This window comes from Pseudomonas sp. FW306-02-D09B (assembly GCF_058782685.1).
On record NZ_JBYSXY010000027.1, the window covers coordinates 1 to 18,866 of the forward strand.

The 18,866-nt window shown below is 58.4% G+C and carries 12 protein-coding genes and 1 pseudogene; 5 read left to right on the plus strand and 8 right to left on the minus strand.

The genetic code is table 11. The annotated features are described in order from the left end of the window. Positions 1 to 44: 44 nt before the first annotated feature. Positions 45 to 769, minus strand: a pseudogene (locus AC3WK5_RS27500) (transposase); the annotation flags it as partial. A 359-nt stretch (positions 770 to 1,128) separates the two neighbouring features. Between AC3WK5_RS27500 and AC3WK5_RS27505 the strand changes: the two are divergent. The 3 genes from AC3WK5_RS27505 (at position 1,129) to AC3WK5_RS27515 (ending at position 3,604) form a co-directional block, all read left to right on the plus strand. Further along, a complete protein-coding gene (locus AC3WK5_RS27505) occupies positions 1,129 to 2,067 on the plus strand; it encodes an aspartyl/asparaginyl beta-hydroxylase domain-containing protein (protein WP_054596196.1) in 939 nt (312 codons plus the stop codon). A gap of 412 nt (positions 2,068 to 2,479) precedes the next feature. Next, complete coding sequence (locus tag AC3WK5_RS27510) at positions 2,480 to 2,644, plus strand: hypothetical protein (RefSeq protein WP_167360482.1); 165 nt, start codon at positions 2,480 to 2,482, stop codon at positions 2,642 to 2,644. Between the two features lie 96 nt (positions 2,645 to 2,740). Next, positions 2,741 to 3,604: a DMT family transporter gene (locus tag AC3WK5_RS27515; protein ID WP_103316247.1), complete on the plus strand. Its 864-nt coding sequence runs from the start codon at positions 2,741 to 2,743 to the stop codon at positions 3,602 to 3,604. Between the two features lie 39 nt (positions 3,605 to 3,643). On the opposite strand, the gene AC3WK5_RS27520 is transcribed toward AC3WK5_RS27515, so the two are convergent. The 6 genes from AC3WK5_RS27520 to AC3WK5_RS27545 all read right to left on the minus strand — a co-directional run bounded on the left by AC3WK5_RS27520 (position 3,644) and on the right by AC3WK5_RS27545 (position 15,440). Further along, complete coding sequence (locus AC3WK5_RS27520) at positions 3,644 to 5,824, minus strand: fimbria/pilus outer membrane usher protein (protein ID WP_371919151.1); 2,181 nt, start codon at positions 5,822 to 5,824, stop codon at positions 3,644 to 3,646. Between the two features lie 795 nt (positions 5,825 to 6,619). Further along, the gene (locus AC3WK5_RS27525) at positions 6,620 to 7,267 is read right to left on the minus strand and encodes a response regulator (RefSeq protein ID WP_054596199.1); all 648 of its coding nucleotides are present in this window, start codon (positions 7,265 to 7,267) and stop codon (positions 6,620 to 6,622) included. 38 nt (positions 7,268 to 7,305) lie between these two features. After that, positions 7,306 to 10,524 carry a hybrid sensor histidine kinase/response regulator gene (locus AC3WK5_RS27530; RefSeq protein WP_103316249.1) on the minus strand — a complete coding sequence of 1,073 codons (3,219 nt, stop codon included), beginning with the start codon at positions 10,522 to 10,524 and terminating at the stop codon, positions 7,306 to 7,308. Positions 10,525 to 10,603: 79 nt separating this feature from the next. After that, positions 10,604 to 11,791, minus strand: a complete 1,188-nt coding sequence (gene pvrR / locus AC3WK5_RS27535) for a response regulator cyclic di-GMP phosphodiesterase PvrR (protein ID WP_054596201.1) — start codon at positions 11,789 to 11,791, stop codon at positions 10,604 to 10,606. Next, positions 11,778 to 14,600 carry an ATP-binding protein gene (locus tag AC3WK5_RS27540; RefSeq protein WP_103316250.1) on the minus strand — a complete coding sequence of 941 codons (2,823 nt, stop codon included), beginning with the start codon at positions 14,598 to 14,600 and terminating at the stop codon, positions 11,778 to 11,780. Before AC3WK5_RS27540 ends, pvrR begins: the two co-directional genes overlap by 14 nt. 717 nt (positions 14,601 to 15,317) lie before the next feature. After that, positions 15,318 to 15,440, minus strand: coding sequence for a hypothetical protein (locus tag AC3WK5_RS27545; protein WP_256585175.1), 123 nt, complete (start codon positions 15,438 to 15,440; stop codon positions 15,318 to 15,320). 68 nt (positions 15,441 to 15,508) lie between these two features. Between AC3WK5_RS27545 and AC3WK5_RS27550 the strand changes: the two genes are divergently transcribed. Beyond that, positions 15,509 to 15,889 carry a fimbrial protein gene (locus tag AC3WK5_RS27550; RefSeq protein ID WP_103316251.1) on the plus strand — a complete coding sequence of 127 codons (381 nt, stop codon included), beginning with the start codon at positions 15,509 to 15,511 and terminating at the stop codon, positions 15,887 to 15,889. 59 nt (positions 15,890 to 15,948) lie between these two features. Here the strand turns inward: AC3WK5_RS27550 and AC3WK5_RS27555 are convergent, their stop codons facing one another. Then, complete coding sequence (locus AC3WK5_RS27555) at positions 15,949 to 16,857, minus strand: DMT family transporter (protein WP_103316252.1); 909 nt, start codon at positions 16,855 to 16,857, stop codon at positions 15,949 to 15,951. Between the two features lie 129 nt (positions 16,858 to 16,986). On the opposite strand from AC3WK5_RS27555, the gene aceK reads away from it, so the two are divergent. Then, the gene (aceK, locus tag AC3WK5_RS27560) at positions 16,987 to 18,708 is read left to right on the plus strand and encodes a bifunctional isocitrate dehydrogenase kinase/phosphatase (protein ID WP_103316253.1); all 1,722 of its coding nucleotides are present in this window, start codon (positions 16,987 to 16,989) and stop codon (positions 18,706 to 18,708) included. The last annotated feature ends 158 nt before the right edge of the window (positions 18,709 to 18,866 follow it).

Genomic DNA, 18,866 nt, shown 5'->3' on the forward strand with positions numbered 1-18,866 from the left:
CTTTTGCATCCAGCCTGCAGGCCGCCCCATAAACACCTCGATCAAAGGTGTTGCGACGACCGGTTGAATCCGCCTTGCGAGCCCTGATCCGAGTGAAACAGCAGCCCTTGAGGCCTCCCACGCTGCTCATAAGGCATATCCAGCGCCTTGATCACCAGATTCGTATCCGGTTTGTAGGCATGCGATCCAGGTTGTTTGCTGACTAACACCAGTTCCCGCATCAGACCACGCACCTTGAACCGCCCGATTTGTTCGCCATCTTCCTGCATCATCGACACGATGCTGCGGCTACCGGCAGCGCTTCGACTTTGCGTAAACAGTTCGTTGACCCGACTGCGCAACCGAAGCCGCTCAACGTCCGGAGTTCGTCGCCTGAGGCGGTGGGCGCAGTAACACGAGCGCGTGACATCAAAGACTGTGCAAAGCCAATCGACCGGCTCTCGGGCACTCAACTGATCGATCAGCGTGTGCGCTCGTGCTCTTCCGACATCAAGAGCGCGGTAGCCTTGTTAAAATGGATTTCTCCCGCTCAAGACGAGCGATTCAAGCTTCCAGTTCCTGGATTTTCTGTTGTTCGGGCGTCAGCGCTTTGCTCTGCGGAGTGACGCCATTGCGTTCTTGCTGGAGCTGATTGACCCAGCGACGCAACGCGGACTCGACCACCCCCGAGCGAACGACAGGCTTCGATATGGCTATAACCCTGATCGAGCACGAGGCCTGCGGCCTCGCGTTTGAATTCAGCGGAAAAGGAACGACGTTGCTTGGCCATCAGGCACCTCTATCTGGCGAGCATTCTTGCCTAAATGGGCGACCATAGATTTCATTAGACCACTACAGTAGTCTCTTGAGACCGCTGAATCCGTGGGGTGCTGTGACTATCTTTATTCTTCGTCACAACTGATCGCGTCAGCTGACGGGAGCAAGCGCCCTCGCCACAGGGGACTTGTGTTGACTCAAATCAGTCAAGGTTCAGGTGCCTTATGTTAATAAGTGCTTTATTGCGCAACCTTTAACACTGATTGTTCAGTTATGTGGGTTTTTCCCAAGGCCGGTAGTGTTTATCATGGCCGGCTGCCATGTCGGGTAAATGACGATGCGCAGAGAGACCTTTTTCCAAGGAGTTGCCCCATGACCTTTTCCTTTGCCGCAAAGGCGTCGCTGTTGCTGCTGTTCATCGGCAGCACGCTCTACGTGCATTTGCGCGGCAAGGCGCGCTTGCCGGTCTTGCGTCAGTTCGTCAACCACTCGGCGCTGTTCGCTCCTTATAACGCCTTGATGTACCTGTTCTCGGGAGTGCCGTCCAAACCGTACCTGGACCGCAGCAAGTTCCCGGAACTGGATGTGCTCAAGGAAAACTGGGAAGTCATTCGTGACGAGGCCATGCACCTGTTCGACGAGGGCTACATTCGCGCCGCCGAGAAGAATAACGACGCCGGTTTCGGTTCGTTCTTCAAGAAGGGCTGGAAGCGTTTCTACCTCAAGTGGTATGACAAACCGCTGCCATCGGCCGAATTGCTCTGCCCGAAAACCGTCGAGCTGGTCAGCCGCATCCCCAACGTGAAAGGCGCGATGTTTGCCCTGTTGCCGGGCGGTAGCCACCTCAACCCGCACCGCGACCCGTTCGCCGGTTCCCTGCGTTATCACTTGGGCTTGTCGACACCGAACTCCGACGACTGCCGCATTTTTGTCGACGGTCAGGTCTACGCCTGGCGCGATGGCGAAGACGTGATGTTCGATGAAACCTACGTGCACTGGGTCAAGAACGAAACCGAAACGACCCGGGTGATTCTGTTCTGTGACATCGAACGACCGCTGAGCAACCGCTTGATGACGCGTATCAACCGTTGCGTCAGTGGCCTGCTGGGCCGTGCCACGGCGCCGCAAAACCTCGATGACGAGCGCGTCGGCGGGATCAACAAGGTCTACGCCTGGAGCAAGACCTCCAGCGACAAATTCAGCGGCGTGGTCAAAAAGTGGAAGCGCCGTAATCCGAAGCTGTACCGCATCCTGCGGCCAGTATTGGCGGTTGTGGTGCTGACGGCGCTGGGCTACTGGTTGTTTGGCTGATACCAATCGCCAAAAAAGATAAACCGCTCATCGATGAGCGGTTTTTTTTGGCTAGAGAAAATCAAGGACGGCCTGCGAGGAGGCTTGGCTCTTCATTTTCGGTTCCGATCAGGGCCGCTTTGAACAATCGAAGTTGATTGGCGGATAGCCCCGTATTCATCTGCTTTTTATGCATCCTCCATAATTTGTCCTTCGCGCAAGGCTTCTTAACTCGTGCTCGCATATGGCCTCTTGTATTTTTAGTGGTGCCGCTGCTATGGGGAGTGGTGCGTTCTGAAGGCTATTCGCAGGCACATCAGCTGTCTTTACTGGCGCTTTGACCAAGTCATTGCAATCTGTGTCGAGCGCTGGTTATAGTCAGCGCTCGCTGCGTTTCCAACCCGGCGATTTCTCCCTCAAAAAAGATCAGCTCATGCCTGCATCCCTCATCAACGCGGTAGTCGATTCAGCGGTCAACGCTGGCGTCGTGCCGTGCGGGAATGTGCAGCCTGCGCAGATCAGCCACTATCCCCCTCCTGTCAGTCGCACACCGGTGTGCGCGGTGGTTTCACCGCCAGGTGTTGGCTTCTCGGGCTGATCAGCGGCTTCTGCTGTTGCCTGTGCCCGCCTGAACACAACGACTGAATTTCAGCTTCGGCTGAGTTGGCTTCTTGCCTGATGACAGGTGGTTTTCATGTTGCTCATTTCAAAAAAGACCGCGCTCGCGGCGGCGTCCACGAGCCTGTTCGTTCTGCTCTGGAGTAGCGGGGCGATTTTCTCCAAATGGGGGCTGGCTCACGCCTCACCCTTTGCCTTTCTGTTGATCCGCTTTGCCATTGCCCTCTGTGGGCTGGTGCTGTTGATCCCGTTGCTCAAGCTCAAACTGCCCCGGCGCGGCAAGCCGATGCTGTATGCCGCGGCCACCGGCCTGGTATTGCTGGGCGCCTATCAGATTTTCTATCTGCTGGCGCTGGACCTGAAGGTTACGCCCGGGGTCATGGCCACGATCATGGGGGTTCAACCGATCCTCACCGTGGTGCTGATTGAGCGCCAACGCTCCAGGAGCCGGATGTTCGGCCTGATGCTCGGGCTGGCGGGGTTGATCATGGTGGTCTATCAGGGCATCGGCCTGGCCGGCATGTCGCTGGCCGGAATGCTCTTTGGTTTGCTGGCGCTGGTCAGCATGACCGCAGGCTCGATCATGCAGAAGCGCATCACCGAAAATCCCCTCGGCACACTGCCGGTGCAATACCTGGCCGGGCTGTTGCTGTGCGGAATGTTCGTGCCGTTCCAGCCGTTCCACTTCGAGCACAGCACGGGTTTCATCGTGCCCGTGTTGTGGATGGGGCTGGTGGTATCGCTGCTGGCGACCTTGCTGCTCTATCGCCTGATCGCCCGAGGCAATCTGGTGAATGTCACCAGTTTGTTCTACCTGGTGCCGGCAGTGACGGCGGTGATGGACTACCTGATTTTCGGCAACCGACTGGCGATGTTGAGCATGCTCGGCATGCTGTTGATCATCGTCGGTTTGGTGTTTGTGTTCCGTAAAAGCCGCTGATGCTGACGCGGCCTTCGTGATTGACGAAGGCCGCGTTTTTTAGGGTTGGCATTGCAGGCGTACGCGCTCGTAGTTCAGGGCTTTGTTGCGCTCGGGCAATGCGTAGGTCGCCAGGCAGTGTTTGTCAGCCCATTTGATGGTGAGGGTGGCCGAGTCCTCTTCCACCAGCGCCAGGGCTTTACCGCTCGGGTCGGAAATGGCCAGTTGTTTACCGGCGGCGTCTTCCAGCGCGGCGCCAAATGGAATGGCCTTGTTTTGTGCATCAAACAGCTCGAACTGCACCCGTCGCCCGGTCTTGCCAACATAGCGGGCCAGCACCACGGCACCCCGTCTTGGTACGACTTGCTGGGTGGCATTATCGATCTCGATTTCCGCACCCAGATCCCGGGTATCCAGGCTGATCCAGTTCACCCGATAGGGCTGGGTGTTGGGGATCACAGCAAAGCCGTTGGCGCCGGTTTCAGCGCCGCTGTAGCTACCGATTTTGGCCCCGGCGACACCTGGCACTTCGGCCAGGGCAAAGGTTTCGCCCACGGTCTGTCCCAGATTGACGCCTCCCGCGTGGGCGACCACGGAACCGGCCAGGTTAAGGTTTTGCGAGGCGTAGCCGCGCCCCTGGCTATAGCCCGCGCTGATATCCGCCACCGAGGTGCGGGTGCTGATGTTGGCCGAGGCCGAGCTGCCACCGGTGCTGCTGTTGCCGCCTTGCAGTGAGTAATAGGTGTCGCTGGTTTCCGACAGATAGCCGTTGATACCGACTTGAGTGCTGTCGCTGTTCTTCTGCGTGCTGGCCGAGACAAAGGCCCTGGGTGCACGGGGCTTGGAACCCAGCGGGAACGACAGGGACAGGTTGATCAACGTGTCATTGTTGGACGGTCCGAAATCACCGACATCCTTGGTATAGGTTGCGCCGACGTTGTAGCTGACCTCACCCCAGTAGTTGCTGTAGCCGGTGGACAGGCTCTGGGAACCGCCACGCCCCCAATAGCGCTGGTCGCTGGCGTTCAGGTAAACGCTGCCGTATTGCTGGTTACGGCCCAGGCTCTGGTTGATGGTCAGGTCGGTACGGGTCTTCGAGTTACCGGTGGGTTTCTGGCCGTCGGCGTTGAGTTCCTCGACGTGGTTAGTCAGGGTCCGGTAGCCCTCGGTCGAATAGCGATAGGCCGCCAGGGTGAAGTTGGTGTCGGTGCCGGTGAACGTCTTGGCATACAACGCCCGCAGGCTATTACCCTGGACGGTCTGGCCCGAGGTAGCGCTGGAGGAGTGAGTCAGGTCGACAGAGACGGCGCCGATCGGGGTGTTGCGACCCGCACCGACTGACAGCGCCTTGAAGTTCTCCGAGGCCTGGACACCGACGATCCCGGTGAGGTTGCTGTTGATGCCGTAGGCCAGGGTGCTGCTGACAAACTGCGGCGACGCCAGGCCATCGCTGTTGCTGTTGTACTTGCCCGCCGAGACGCTGTACTTCACCTGGCCTTCGCGGACCATGATCGGCAAGCTGGAAAACGCCTGCATCGTTACCCGTCGACGGCCATCGGCTTCGATAATGGTCACTTGCAGGTCGCCGTTCGAGCCGCTGGGATAGATATCGCTGATTTCAAACGGGCCCGGTGGCACGTTGGCGGTGTAGAGGATGTAATTGTTCTGACGGATCTCCACCGTGGCGCTGGTTTCCGCCACGCCGCGAATGATCGGTGCATAGCCGCGCTCGCTGTCGGCGCGCATGCCTTCGTCGGAGGCCAGTTTCAGGCCGCGATAACGCACGCTGTCGAACAGGTCGGTGTCGGAGAATATATCGCCGGCACTGAACTGGCCCTTCAACGCGGTCACGTCATGTTGCAAGTAGCTGCGGTTGCTCTTGAACGTGTTGGGCTGACCGGTGCTGCTACTGAAGTTCGACTCATTACGCAGGCGCCAGGCGCCCAGATTGAGGCCGTTACGCAGCCCCAGGTTGTTGGAGAACGTGGTGGCGTAGTCCGTGCTGTTACGGTTGCTGCTCAACTGGTAGTTGATAAAGGCCGCCGAGACTCCGCTATCCCATAAGGCCGGGTCGACATAACCACGCATGCCCCGCTGCATGGCGATTTGCGGCACGCTGGCCAACAGCCGCAGACGGCTGACGTCATAGCGCAAAGTGGCCTTGTCGATCAGCGACGGCAAGTCATAGCAGGCTTGCGGCTCATGTGGGTTGAGTGTGCCGGCGGCTTCCAGCTTGTTCATGTCTCAGCCACTATAGCGAGGCGGCCCCTCTGGATAGTGGCGTCGAAAAGATGCCATCCAATTTAGCCACGGATAGACGGTGCAGCGTGTCGCTCGGGGGAGAACTCATCGACTACGGTACTCAAACTCGGTGGCAATTACAGAATGCACCTGCCGTAAGTAATAGCTCCACCTTTGGCAAACGTACAGTAATGCTCAGCGTGATTTGCCCCTATACACAGGCCATACGTCTAACCCTGCGTGGTCAGACAAACGCCAGCGGCAATGTGGTTTACGGGGAGCGCGGCAGCTTGGTTATCCGCTTATCCAATGCGCAAGTGGATGGCAAAAGCGTACAGATAGCCGGCAGTACTGCTGACGGAATTATCAATGATGCCGCTTCGGACTCGCGATTGCTTCAACCCGGCCGGACCTTTGCTCCGGTCGTTAGCGGTGAGCTTACGAGAGGAAAAACTCTTACCGCCCAACTGGAAATCGAACCCGTGATACCGACAGCAGATGCGCGGGTATCCAGGCGCCAGATCAGTGAAGCCAGATTGACGATGGAACTGATGCCTGGCGGTCCAGCGAGACACTAAGGAATTAGTCAGAGGAGGCTAAATACCAGATGCTCGAGCGCGAGCAAACCTACGAACGGGCGCAACGGCGTGACATCGTCTTGCTCGGTGACGAGAGCGCTACGAAGAACGCGACTGTTTGAGGGGGGTGATTGCGAGCTGAGAGTTCGATGCTGGCGTTCACGCTGATCCAGGTGAGCGCCTTTTTTACTGATTGAATTCGGCTGAAGGATCAGCCTCAGTTGAAAACGTTATTTTCTAGGCAATACGTCAGCAAATCCTGGTCGCTGGAAACATCCAGCTTGCGCATGGCCGCATTCTTTTGCGTACTGACGGTTTTTAAGCTGCGGGAAAGGTTGCGAGCAATCGTGGTTACGCTCTGTCCGGCGACGAACATTCGCAAGATTTCGAACTCCTTGGGTGAAAGCCGGGACAGCCTCTCATCCAGCGCGACGTTCGGCTCCCTCACGCACGTCGGTGCCGGCTTGGCGCTGTTAAACGGGCGACCTTGCGCCACAGCCATCAGCGCCAATTGGATCTCGCCATGTAGCTGGCTTTTCTGGATGACCCCGACGACGCCCAATTCATGCAGGCGGGTGAGGATCAGCGAACTGGAAATCATGGTCAATACCAGAACTTTCACATCGGCAAAGTGCCGGCGCAGGTATTCCACCAGTTTCAGGCCATCGCCGTAAGGCGAATCGGCGGGCATCTTGAAGTCGGTGATCACCAGATCGACCGATTGATGTTTGAGCAGCTCGATCAGCTCGTTCGAGCCCGCCGCTTCACCCACGACGCGAAAGCGCTCATCGCGCTCTATCAGCTCACGTACACCCAGTAATACGATGGGGTGATCATCGGCGATCACGACGTTGAGTTTTGCCATGTTCGGCGCTCCTTGATTTGTTGTTGAATGCATACGGATTACGCCAGCGCGTCGAGCATTGCTGCCAGTCGTTCCAGCAAAGCGCTGACCTCGGTAGCCAAGGCCGGAGTGAGAGGGTGACCCTCCAGGCGGCTCTCAAGGCTGATGCATGCGTCTGCCAGACTGCCGGCCTGCACGGCGCCCAAAGCTCCGGCCATGCTGTGCAGATGACGGCCAAGCGCAGCCGCATCGCTGTCCCGAAGTGAGGCCGTGACCTTGTCGATGTCCTGCTGCATGGTGCTGAAAAACAAGGTCCGCATTTTTGGCGACAACTGCGGCTGATCGGGGTTTTGCGCGATATGCGCGGGCTGGTCCGGCTCAACCAGGGGCAACGGGTTGGCTGCTTTGCAGTGCTTGAGCAATTGCGTACGCAGCGTGTGCAGGTTCAATGGCTTGACCAGCCAGGCGTTCATGCCGACCGCCGCACAGCGTTCGCCTTCATCGCGCAGAGCATTGGCGGTGACGCCGATGATCGGCAGATCCGGATCGTTTCTGCGCAGTGCTTTGGTCAGTTCATAGCCATTCATCACGGGCATGTTGACGTCGGTCAACACCATGTCGAACAAGCCAGGCAGCCATTGGTGCAGGGCTTGTTCGCCATCGGCGGTGGCGACCACCGTGCAACCGAGCGCCTCAAGCTGCTCTTTGATGATCGCCCGATTGATCGGGTTGTCTTCGGCAATCAGAATGTTCAGATCCAGCCGTCGGGCCTGCTCGGTAAGCGCAGTGTGGTTACGCTGGCCCACGCCTTGTTGCGCGAAGCTGACCGCCCAGGCCATCGCCCGGATGTCATGCGCATCCACCGACCAGCCTTCGGCGGTGTATTCCGCCGGGTTGGCCCCAGCGGTCGTGGCGATGACACGCGGGCCGCCCCAAGCGGTTTGCGAGGACGGCAGCACATCCAGCAGCAGCGCTGAAGAGCCAGGCAGGTTTTTCGCGTCCGGGCCGAGGATGCGGGTTTCCTGACCCAGTCGGTTGAACCAGTTGCACACATGCTGTGACAGTTCCGGTGCTGGTGCCTGTACGTAAATCGGCGGCGCGTCAGGCGCGAATTCGGGGCAATCGCTCAACTGACCGACTGCGCAAGCGAGGTGCAATTGCAGTGAGAAGCTGCTGCCCAGTCCGGGTTCACTGACCACTTTCAACTGCCCGGCCATCAGCTCGCACAACCACCAGCAAATCGCCAGACCGAGGCCCGCCCCGGCTTCGCTGGAGGCATCGCGCACCTGATAGAACGGGTCGAACAATTGGCTTTGCTGGGCCTGGGAAATACCGATTCCGGAGTCGCTGACCTGCCATTGCAGATTGGCACCGCCGGCGTTGAGATCCAGCAGCCGCAGTCGCAATACCACGCGGCCATTGTCGGTGAACTTGATCGCGTTGCTCAGCAGATTATTGAGAATCTGCCGGATGCGCAGCGGATCGCCTTGCACCCGGTCAGGGATCGCCGAATCAATGCAGGCATAAAGCTGCAAACCTTTGGCCTCGGCGAACGCACTGTAGGCGCGCAAAGTGTCTTCGGTCAGTTCCAGCGGGCAGAAGTCCTGAGCTTCAATGGTCATCTGCCCGGATTCGATTTTCGACACGTCGAGCACGTCGCTGATCAGCTGAAACAGGGTCGCCGAAGAGCGCTGAATGGTGCGCAAGTATTCCTGTTGACGCGGCCCGAGATCGGTCAGCCCCAACAGTTCGAGCGTGCCCAAAACGCCGTACAACGGCGTTCGGATTTCATGACTCATGGTCGCCAGAAAGCGCGTTTTCGCCTCGTTGGCCGAATCGGCCGCACGCAATGCCTGCTCCAATGCCGCGGCATCATCGATATGCCGGGTCACGTCGTGGAATGCGCAGATCCACACATCCTCGCCATGATAACGGGCGCCAACCACCCCTACGTGCAGATGATGACCCTCGATTTCGAGGTCGGTCTGGCCGGGGCTGGTCAGTGGGTATTTCTGGTCGAGGGCGGCGATCAACCGGTCGCTTTGCTGCCACTCCTGAATACGCTGGTTTTCCAGTAATACCTGATGGTCACTGCGCCGTACCACACACAGCCCGGTGGGCGCAGCATCGATGACCGCGCGGCTGAATGCCTCGCTTTCGGAGATGCTCTGATGCGCTTGATGGGCGGGCAGTACCACGCGGGTTTTGTACCAGCGGCTGAAGGCCCAGCCGCCACCGATGCTGGCAATTATTAATGTCAAGACGCCGAGCAACGGCCACCACGCGTAATCGATAAAGCTCTTGAAACCGACCACGTAAACCGCCGTCCACGGGTGCGGCCCCTCGCTGGAAATCTTGAACACCAGACCGTCGAGGCGCACGTTCAGCCCTTCGCTCAGCACCGGGTCGGGCGGCTCGGTCCCGACCAACAGGCTGCCGTTGGGCGCGGTGAGACCGAAGCGGTCGTAGATCGACCATTCCATGATGCGCTCGATATCGTTGATCTGGCTCAGATTCAACAGCGATGCCACGACCACCCACGGGCTGGCGCCTTCAATATCCAATTGGCTCGCTGGCAGGTCGACGTTGATGTAGGCCAGCACTGTCGGAGCAACGCCTTTATCCGCTTGCGCACCATAACGAACCCAGTGAACCTGACTGTCCAACGGCTGTGGATTTTTCTTCTGCAGGCACTGCAACACCTGGGTTAGTACCTGCTGAAAGGTACCCCCCTGAATCTGCCCGGCGCCGCGCAGTTCCCCGGCGGCGGGCACCGCGATGTCAAAGTTGTCCGGGACGTTGAATAGAAATACCTGGGGCGACTGGTAGTGCGAGGCCGACCAGAATGCGCTGTAGTAACTGGCCAGATGCGCGCCCAGCGCGAATACCTTGGGGCGCTCACTCGGTTCAATCGATGTCGGGTTGATCTTGACGCTAAAGGGTAGGGAAAAAGACAGTTCTTTAGCCCGGTAAATCCCGCTGTCTTGCTCCGGCATCGGCTCCTGCACAGACATGTGCATCCGCTGGGTATTCAGCGTGAGTCCCTTGGCGCTTTGTTGGGCGATAGCGCTGAGGAAAAGATCTTGTTCGCCCATGTTCTCCATCAGCCGGGCGAAGTGATAACGCACCGCATCGCGTTGTTCGGCGACCATGCGATTCAGGCCCCAGACGCTGAGACCGACCAACATCGATGCCAGACCGCAGAGCACCACGACACCTTTATTCATGCGCAGTGAGCTACTGGTCAGTTTGTGCAGACGCGCATTGGGATGAGTCATTGGGCCAGCCTGTTGGAGATGCTTGGATAAGCCTTGGACACAGCTACCTCGGATGCAAACAGAGTCTGTGCGTCAGGGATCAATCCACGACAGCCGGGCCGTCCTGGGTTAGCAGTTGTTGAAATTCGGATGACGACACCGCATGTGAAATGAGAAACCCCTGAACCTGAGTGCAGTTGATTCTACGCAGTAGAGCCAATTCCTGTGCTGTTTCCACGCCTTCGGCCACCACCGTGAGGCCCAATTGGCGGCCAAGCGCGACGATGCTGGTCAGGGCCTGGGCCAACTCTTCGTTTTCACTGCAACCGTGCACCAGCGCCCGGTCAATCTTCAACTCGGTGAACGGCGTCGACACCAGATTCATGTACGAACTGTAACCCTGACCGAAGTCATCCTGCGACAGCCCGAACCCCTTCATGCGCAACCGGCACGCACCGGCGTAGAAGTTGCTGATGTCCTCGGGCATCGAACACTCCATCAACTCAAAACAGATCATCGCCGGGGCGCCATGGTGCTTAAGGACAAACTGCAGAATCCGGTCGGCCAGATCGGGACTGTTAAGCAAGTGGGTGGGCAGGTTGATCGACACCGGGATGGCGTAGTCTTGAGCGCCCCACAATTTCTGCGCCTTCATCGCTTGTTCGAGAATATGCCACAGCAGGCTTTCCTCCAGGGCAAACGCCTTGAACGCCGGCAGAAACATACCCGGCAACAGCACGCCATGCTCGGGATGAATCCAGCGCACCAGCGCCTCTGCGGCGACGATACGGCCGTTGGCCAGCGATTTTTTCGGCTGGAACCAGGCTTGCAGTTCACCGTTGTCCAGCGCTGCGAGTATCGCCAAGTGATCAATCTGCGGGCCGGGCAGGGGCAGGATGGCTTGACGCCGACTGCCCAACTGATCAGTCAGATTGCGCAAAGCGCTGCTCTTGACCGGTTTGGAAATCAGACCGATGACGCTGACGCCGAGATTGCGCGCGGCGAGGCTGGCGCTGGTCAGCATGCGTCGGGAGGCGACGCTCATGATCGCCAGCGCGGGTCGCGAACCGGACGCCGCCAGCCCCTGAATGAACTGGACGCCGTCCATTCCCGGCATCAGCAAATCAGTCAGCACCAGATCGAAGTCGCGCCTTTTCAGGTAGTCCAGCGCTGCGCTGCCTTCTTGAGCGAACTCCAGCTCAAAGTCTCCGAGCTCGCTGAACAGATTCTGCAGATACAGTTGCTGGAACGGATGGTCTTCAACGATCAGGATACTAAGTGGTTTCATGAGGTGTTCTTTCGTAAAGCGCCAGTTGGTTGTGCAAGGCCTGCAGCGTGAAAGGTTTGACCAGGCAATGGTTCATGCCAGCAGCCAGGCACAGGGCTTCTTCGCTGCGCATGGCGTTGGCGGTTGCGCCGATGATTGGCACCTTGCACCCCAGACGGCGCAGCTCTCGCGCCAGTTCATAGCCATTTTTGCGCGGCATGTTGACGTCGCTCAGAATTACGTCGAAACGGCCTCTGCGCCACATCGCCAGTGCCTCCTCGCCATTGCTCGCCAGTTCGGCCGTACACCCCAGTTCCTGCAATTGGTCATGCAGGATCAACTGGTTGATGACGTTGTCTTCAGCCACGAGGATGTGCAGATGCAACTTTTTCAGTTGCCGTTGCGGGTTGTCATTTTCCGGTTTGATCACGGAAAGCCCTTGGGCCCGGCTGACGGCCTGATGAATGGCCTCCAGGTAGTTGATGTTGACCACCCAGCCTCCGGAACCTGCCTGGGGTTCGTTGTAGCCGTCGCCGGTGGCCATCACCAACGGCCCGGTCCATTGCGGATCGAGGCGTTCTTCGAAGCAACCGGGATGCAACTCAAGCAGCACGCTGTCTGGCGTGGCGGCACAGCGTGAAGCGCGATCAAGCTGCGGGCGTGCGCCCCACCGGCGCAACCAGCCGCTTATGGCTTCCGTCAGTTCGCGAATCGGTGAAACCACAAACACCACTTTTGGTAGCAACGGCGTGAAACTGCTGGGTAGTGCGGGGGTTGAAGGCTGTTCCAGAGACAGATTCAGCGAGAAACTGCTTCCCAGGCCGGGTTCGCTGACCACGCGAATACTGCCGTTCATCAAGTGTGTCAGGCGTTGGCAGATGGGCAGGCCGAGGCCGGTGCCGGCGATCACATTAGTGTGGCCGCGAGTCTGGTAGAAGGGTTCGAAAATACGCGCCTGGTCTTCCTGAGTGATGCCCTTACCGGTGTCCGAGACTTGCCAGAACAGGTTGGCGCGCTCGCCGTCGCGGCCAATCAGACTCACGCGCAGGACGATGCGCCCGGCGTCGGTGAATTTGACGGCGTTGCTCAGCAGGTTGTAGAGAATCTGGCGGATACGCGACACGTCGCCGATGACCCGCTCCGGCAACTTCGGATCGATCACTGCGTACAGGTCGAGGCCCTTGCCATGAGCGGCGGCAGCGTAGCCCTGAAGCACCTCGTGAACCAGCTCAAACACACTGAACTCCGTAAGCTCGAGCGCCAGTTGCCCGGCCTCGATCTTCGACACATCGAGCACATCACAGATCAATTGCAATAACGTCGCGGACGACCCTTCGATGGTGCGCAAGTAGTCGGTTTGTTGCGCGTCCAGTTCGGTCCGCGCCAGCAACTCCAGAGTGCCCAGCACGCCATACAAAGGTGTGCGGATTTCATGGCTCATGGTCGCCAGAAACAGGGTTTTCGCGTCGTTCGCGGCATCGGCCAGTTGCCGCGCCTGATCCAGCGCATCCTCAATCTGGGTGCGCGTGCTGATGTCGCTGAAGGCGCACAGCAAGACGTCTTCGCCCTTGTAACGGGTGGGCGCGCAACTCAGGTACAGGTGGCGGCCGTCGGCAGCTTCGAAATAGTCGGTGACTTGCGGGTTCATCTCGTCGAACGCCTGGTAGATCCAACGCGGACTGAGGCGCTCACGCTCACCGCTCTGGCCCAGCCATTGCTGCGCCAAGGTGTTTTCCAACACCACCTGGCCATTGGCGCGACGCAGAACACACAGCGCAACCGGTGCGGTCTGGATCACATCGCTGCTGAACAGCTCGCTTTCGACCAGCGCCTGGATACGACTGATGGTCGGCGTGATAAAGCGGTATTCGAGGCGGCGAATCACAATCCATACCAGACTGATACTGAACAGGCAGAACAGCAGGGCGCCGCCAAGTCGTGGCCAGAGTGTGATGAGCACCTTGCGCAGATCGATGGAGTAGACCAACTGCCAGTCGGATGACTTCAGTTGTTTGCGCATCACCAGATTATCGGGCAGCCAGTTTTTGCCGACAAAACCAAAAAAATTCTGCATCTGCATTTGCATCAGATTTTTGCAGATCTGGGCAGGTTGGCTGTTGCTGAACACCAGCATGCCGTCGGGATTGAACATCGTGAATTGCCCGGCGCTTTGATCATCCAGCGCGTTGGACACCTCGCGACCGTCCATCTCAAGCCCCAGCCAGCCGGAATCGAGATCCCGCGCATCCAGCCGAATGAAAATGTAGAGCTGCGAATGGCTGGACGATTGATTGGTCAGCCACAACTGGTCCATCGCGTTGGTATTGTCACTTTTCAACGCCTGCAAGCGATTGAGCATCGCCTGGGGGAAATCTCCAACCACCGGTGTGGCGGTATAAAGCCTTTTCACTTGAAGGTCGTTTCCACTGCTGACGTACAGCAAGTTGACCTGCTTGCTGGTCAGGTACTGCCGGATCCGCTCGGTCAGCCAGATGCTCCATTGCTTGCCGCGTGTGGTACCCAGCAGCAAATGGATTTCTTCTGGCGAGACTTGCGGTTTTACCCCGTCGGGCTTGCGAATCGCCGACAGGCTTAGACTTTCGAGCAGCGCTTCGCGGGTGGTGAAAAACGTGTGGGCTTCAGCAATCGCACTGCTCATGTGGCTGCGTCTGCGCGACACTTCGGCGTTGAACGTCAGCAGCAGGAAACTGTAGACGCCACTGAGTATGCCAACGAGCAAAACTACGCCAAAAATACGCAACAGACGTCGTGCGGCGTTCGGTGTGGAGAGGAGGGGATTGATCTGGTGAAGGTAGTTCTTCAGTTTCATCTGGCTACCCTAGCGAGGGTGGGCCTGCGTGCGAATCAGACGATTCTTAAAGTGGCGATCGAGTGTTATACATGCCTCAATAGCTAAGTTGATACTGGGATTGGCTGTTCCAAATTCGATCTCAAGTTCTTTTCAATAGAGCCGAGAATCTGCTTTTTACCGAGGAGACCTGTCTGTGATACGAGAAGCTACTCGTATTACATCAAGCGCCGACTTTAAGCTGTTGCCGCAATACTCAGTTTGGTTTCTGAGATGTTCTGGCACATTTCGGCCAAGCAACAGATGGACGCGCTGATGCGTCTACCCGATTGTTGCCTTGCTCTCGTCCACATCCCTAAAAGCTCTGTGTTTGCCAGATTTAATCGCCTTAATCATCTCAACGAGACCTGCGCCTGTTGGAAGGTGGTGCTTAGCTGGATAATTGACCGTTACAGGTGAAGGGGGGGGGCGTCTTTTCCGGGACATTCGGATTAGGTGCTTTTATACGGAATGACCGCCCGGTTTTGCCCAGGGGGTCAGTATTGCCGAAATGGAGCCGCTGGTATTGAGGAACTTGCAATTGGTAGCCATTGCACCGGGGCCGTAGGCAAACGCCATTACGCAAGCGATGTTCAGAACAGTGCGCAATCGATTCTGTTTGTTTGAAATATCCATGTTGCTAGCAATACGTAGTGATAAAGAAACCAGCACCTTAGCGCCCATGAAAATCTGTGAACATCAGGCGTTTCTTAGTTTGTCAGCGGCAGCCTGCTGGCGGATGCGCCGGTCAGTACCGCATGCATTGGCAATCGATGCGCCCTGAGACGCCGTTGGCAGCTTCAAGAAATAAACATCAGACATTTCCTAAAATCCTCAAGATCCCAGCCAGACTTGTCGATGCAGTCCTTACAACCCTAAGGAGCATCAACATGAACGGTAAGCGTTTGTCGGTCGGTATCAGCCTGTTCTTCGCGCTGAGCGGTGCGTGCCTGGCAGCAACGCCGCTAGGCCAGGGCGTCATCCAGTTTCACGGCAGTATTGTCGAGTCGGGTTGTAGCTCCCACATGGGGGCGAGTTCGACGTTTGAGCTCAACGGTTGTCCGACCCCGGTGCTCGGCAGTGCGGTCAGTGTGCGCAGCGTCGAGCCGGTCCGCTCGGTCAGTGCGCTCGATCATTCCCGCGTGGGCGTGAAGTTGGTCGCGGGCGGGAGCAAGGATGGCCGTTACTACGATCAGCAATACGCCTTGGTCGACGCGGCCGGCAAACCGGTAAATTCAGGCGCTTACCTGATTACGCTGACGTCGCCTTGAGGTGAACTGCACGCAAGCCCAAGCGGCGCATAGTGTGTCGATGCGCCGCTGCCTATCGGTTATTGCTCTACCAGTTCAGGCACCTTCACCGCCGCAGGCTTCAACACCAGCCACAACGCCCCCGCAATCAACAGCCCGCCATACAGGTGTGCCATCGACAGTGGTTCATCGAGAAACAATGCGCCCCACAACACGCCGAACGGCGGGATCATGAAGGTCACGGTCATTGATTTGACCGGGCCGATGGAGCTGAGCAAGCGGAAATACAGGATGTAGGCGAATGCCGTGCAGCCCAGGCCCAAGCCCAGCAGCGACAACCAGACATTCCAGCCACCCCAGCTAACGGGCGGCTGAGTGATGACGCTGTAGCCGAACAACGGCAGCACGAACAGCGTTGCCCCGAGCATGCTGCCCAATGCCGCGAGACGGCTGTCGAGGCCGCCTTGATGATCGAGCCAGCGTCGCGCCAGGAACCCGGCGAAACCGTAGCAGGTGGTTGCCAGCAGGCAGGCAAGTGCGCCCATCAGCAATTGCATGTCGAAGGCCACAGGACCGGCGCGGGTCAGGATGGCGACGCCAAACAAGCCGAGGGCCACCCCGGCAATCTTCGAGAGGGTGAGTCTTTCGCTGAAGAACAGGCCGCCGATCAATACGCCCATCAGCGGCGTGGTGGCGTTGAAAATCGCCGAGTAGCCGGCCGGCAGCACTAGAGCGGCCACTGAGTACAGGGTCGCTGGAAGACCGGAGTTGATCATCCCGAGCAGCAGCACGGTTTTGAACTTGCCACGGAAGTCCCAACTGATCCGCATCAGCGCCAGAATCACCAGCAACCCGGTGGCGGCGATCGAAACGCGGAAAAAAGCAGTGGGGATTGTGCCAATCACTGGGGCGATGATGCGCATGAACAGAAAGCTCGCCCCCCAAATGGCAGCAAGTGACAACATACGCAGAATATCGACGGGGTTCACGGCTCGTTCCTTCCTTTATCAGGGCGCAAGTGTCGCTGCCTCAGGGTGCCAAGGCAATGGTTGCGTTGCGTAACAATTGACCTCTAAGCTCAGCCCCAACGACAAGAACCATCCCGCAGAGGTCCTCACATGCCGCAGCCATGGCCCGCCGCCGATATCGCCCAGATGATCCTCGACGGCTTCGACGATTACCGCGAGCATTTCCGCCAGATCACCGACGGCGCCCGGGCGCGCTTCGAACAGGCGCAGTGGCAGGAAACGCAGGTCGCATCGGCGGCGCGGATCAACCTCTACGAAGCCAAGGTCAGCGAAGTGGTGGGCCGCCTGCATGCTGCCTTCGAGGCTGAGGTGCTGATGGATGTCGGCTGCTGGCCGCTGGTCAAAAGCGCCTACATCAACCTGATCGACCTGCGTTTCGACGATGAATTGTCCGAGACCTGGTACAACTCGATTTTCTGCGGGCTGTTCAGTCATGACCTGATCAGCGATGGCTGCATGTTCATCCACACCACCCGGCCCAGCTTGCACCGGGCCCGGGCCGCGCAGACCCGGATCTATAAGCCGCATGGTCAACTGTCCGGCATGCTCGCGAGTATTTTTGCCGATTACCGCTTCAGCGAAGACTACGCTGACCTCGACCGCGACCTGCGCCGACTCGAAGCGCAACTGCGCGAGAATCTGCCCGATTGGGTCTGCAAGGACCCGGATCTGAGCGTCGAGCTGTTTTCCTCGGTGCTCTACCGCAACAAGGGCGCCTACCTGGTAGGGCGCATCTATACCGCGGACGAGCAATGGCCGCTGGTGATTCCGTTTCTGCACCGCGAAGGCCGGGGGATTCAGATTGACGCGTTGATCACCGATGAAGCCGAAGTGTCGATTATCTTCTCGTTCACCCGCTCGTACTTCATGGTCGATGTGCCGGTGCCGGCGGAGTTTATCGGCTTTCTCAAACGCATCCTGCCGGGCAAGCACATCGCCGAGCTGTACACCTCGATCGGTTTCTACAAACACGGCAAGTCGGAGTTCTACCGGGCGTTGATCAACCACCTGGCCAACACCGACGACCAGTTCATCATGGCCCCGGGCGTGCGCGGCATGGTCATGAGCGTGTTTACCCTGCCGGGGTTCAACACTGTGTTCAAAATCATCAAGGACCGTTTCTCGCCGTCGAAAAACGTCGACCGCGCGACGGTGATCGAGAAGTATCGTTTGGTGAAAAGTGTCGACCGGGTTGGGCGCATGGCCGATACCCAGGAGTTCGCCGACTTCCGTTTTCCGTTGAGCAAGTTTGATCCGGCGTGCCTGGCCGAGCTGCTGGAAGTCGCCGCGTCGACAGTCCAGGTGGAAGGCGACACCGTGCTGATCCGCCACTGCTGGACCGAGCGGCGCATGACCCCGCTGAACCTCTACCTGGAAAACGCCAACGACGCGCAGGTGCGCGAAGCGCTGGAAGATTACGGCCTGGCGATCAAGCAACTGGCGGCGGCGAACATTTTTCCCGGTGACATGCTGCTGAAGAACTTCGGCGTCACCCGACACGGGCGCGTGGTGTTTTATGACTACGACGAGATCTGCTTTCTCACCGAAGCCAACTTCCGCCACATCCCGCAACCGCGCACGCCGGAAGATGAAATGGCCTCCGAACCGTGGTATTCGATCGGGCCGCTGGACGTGTTTCCCGAAGAGTTCCCACCGTTCCTGTTCGCCGACTCCGCGCAGCGACGGTTGTTCGATCAACTGCATGGCGAGTTGTACAACGCCGATTACTGGAAAGGCCTGCAAGCGGCGATTCGCGCCGGCAAGGTGATCGATGTGTTTCCGTATCGGCGCAAAGGCCTCGATAACGAGTAGCCCTCCTGAGTGAACACCTTGTGGCGAGGGAGCTTGCTCCCGCTGGACTGCGCAGCAGTCCCTTTTGGGGCCGCTTCGCAACCCAGCGGGAGCAAGCTCCCTCGCCACAAAAGCAGGTTGGATTCGTCGCTATGGACTCAAATCTGCGACAATCGCCC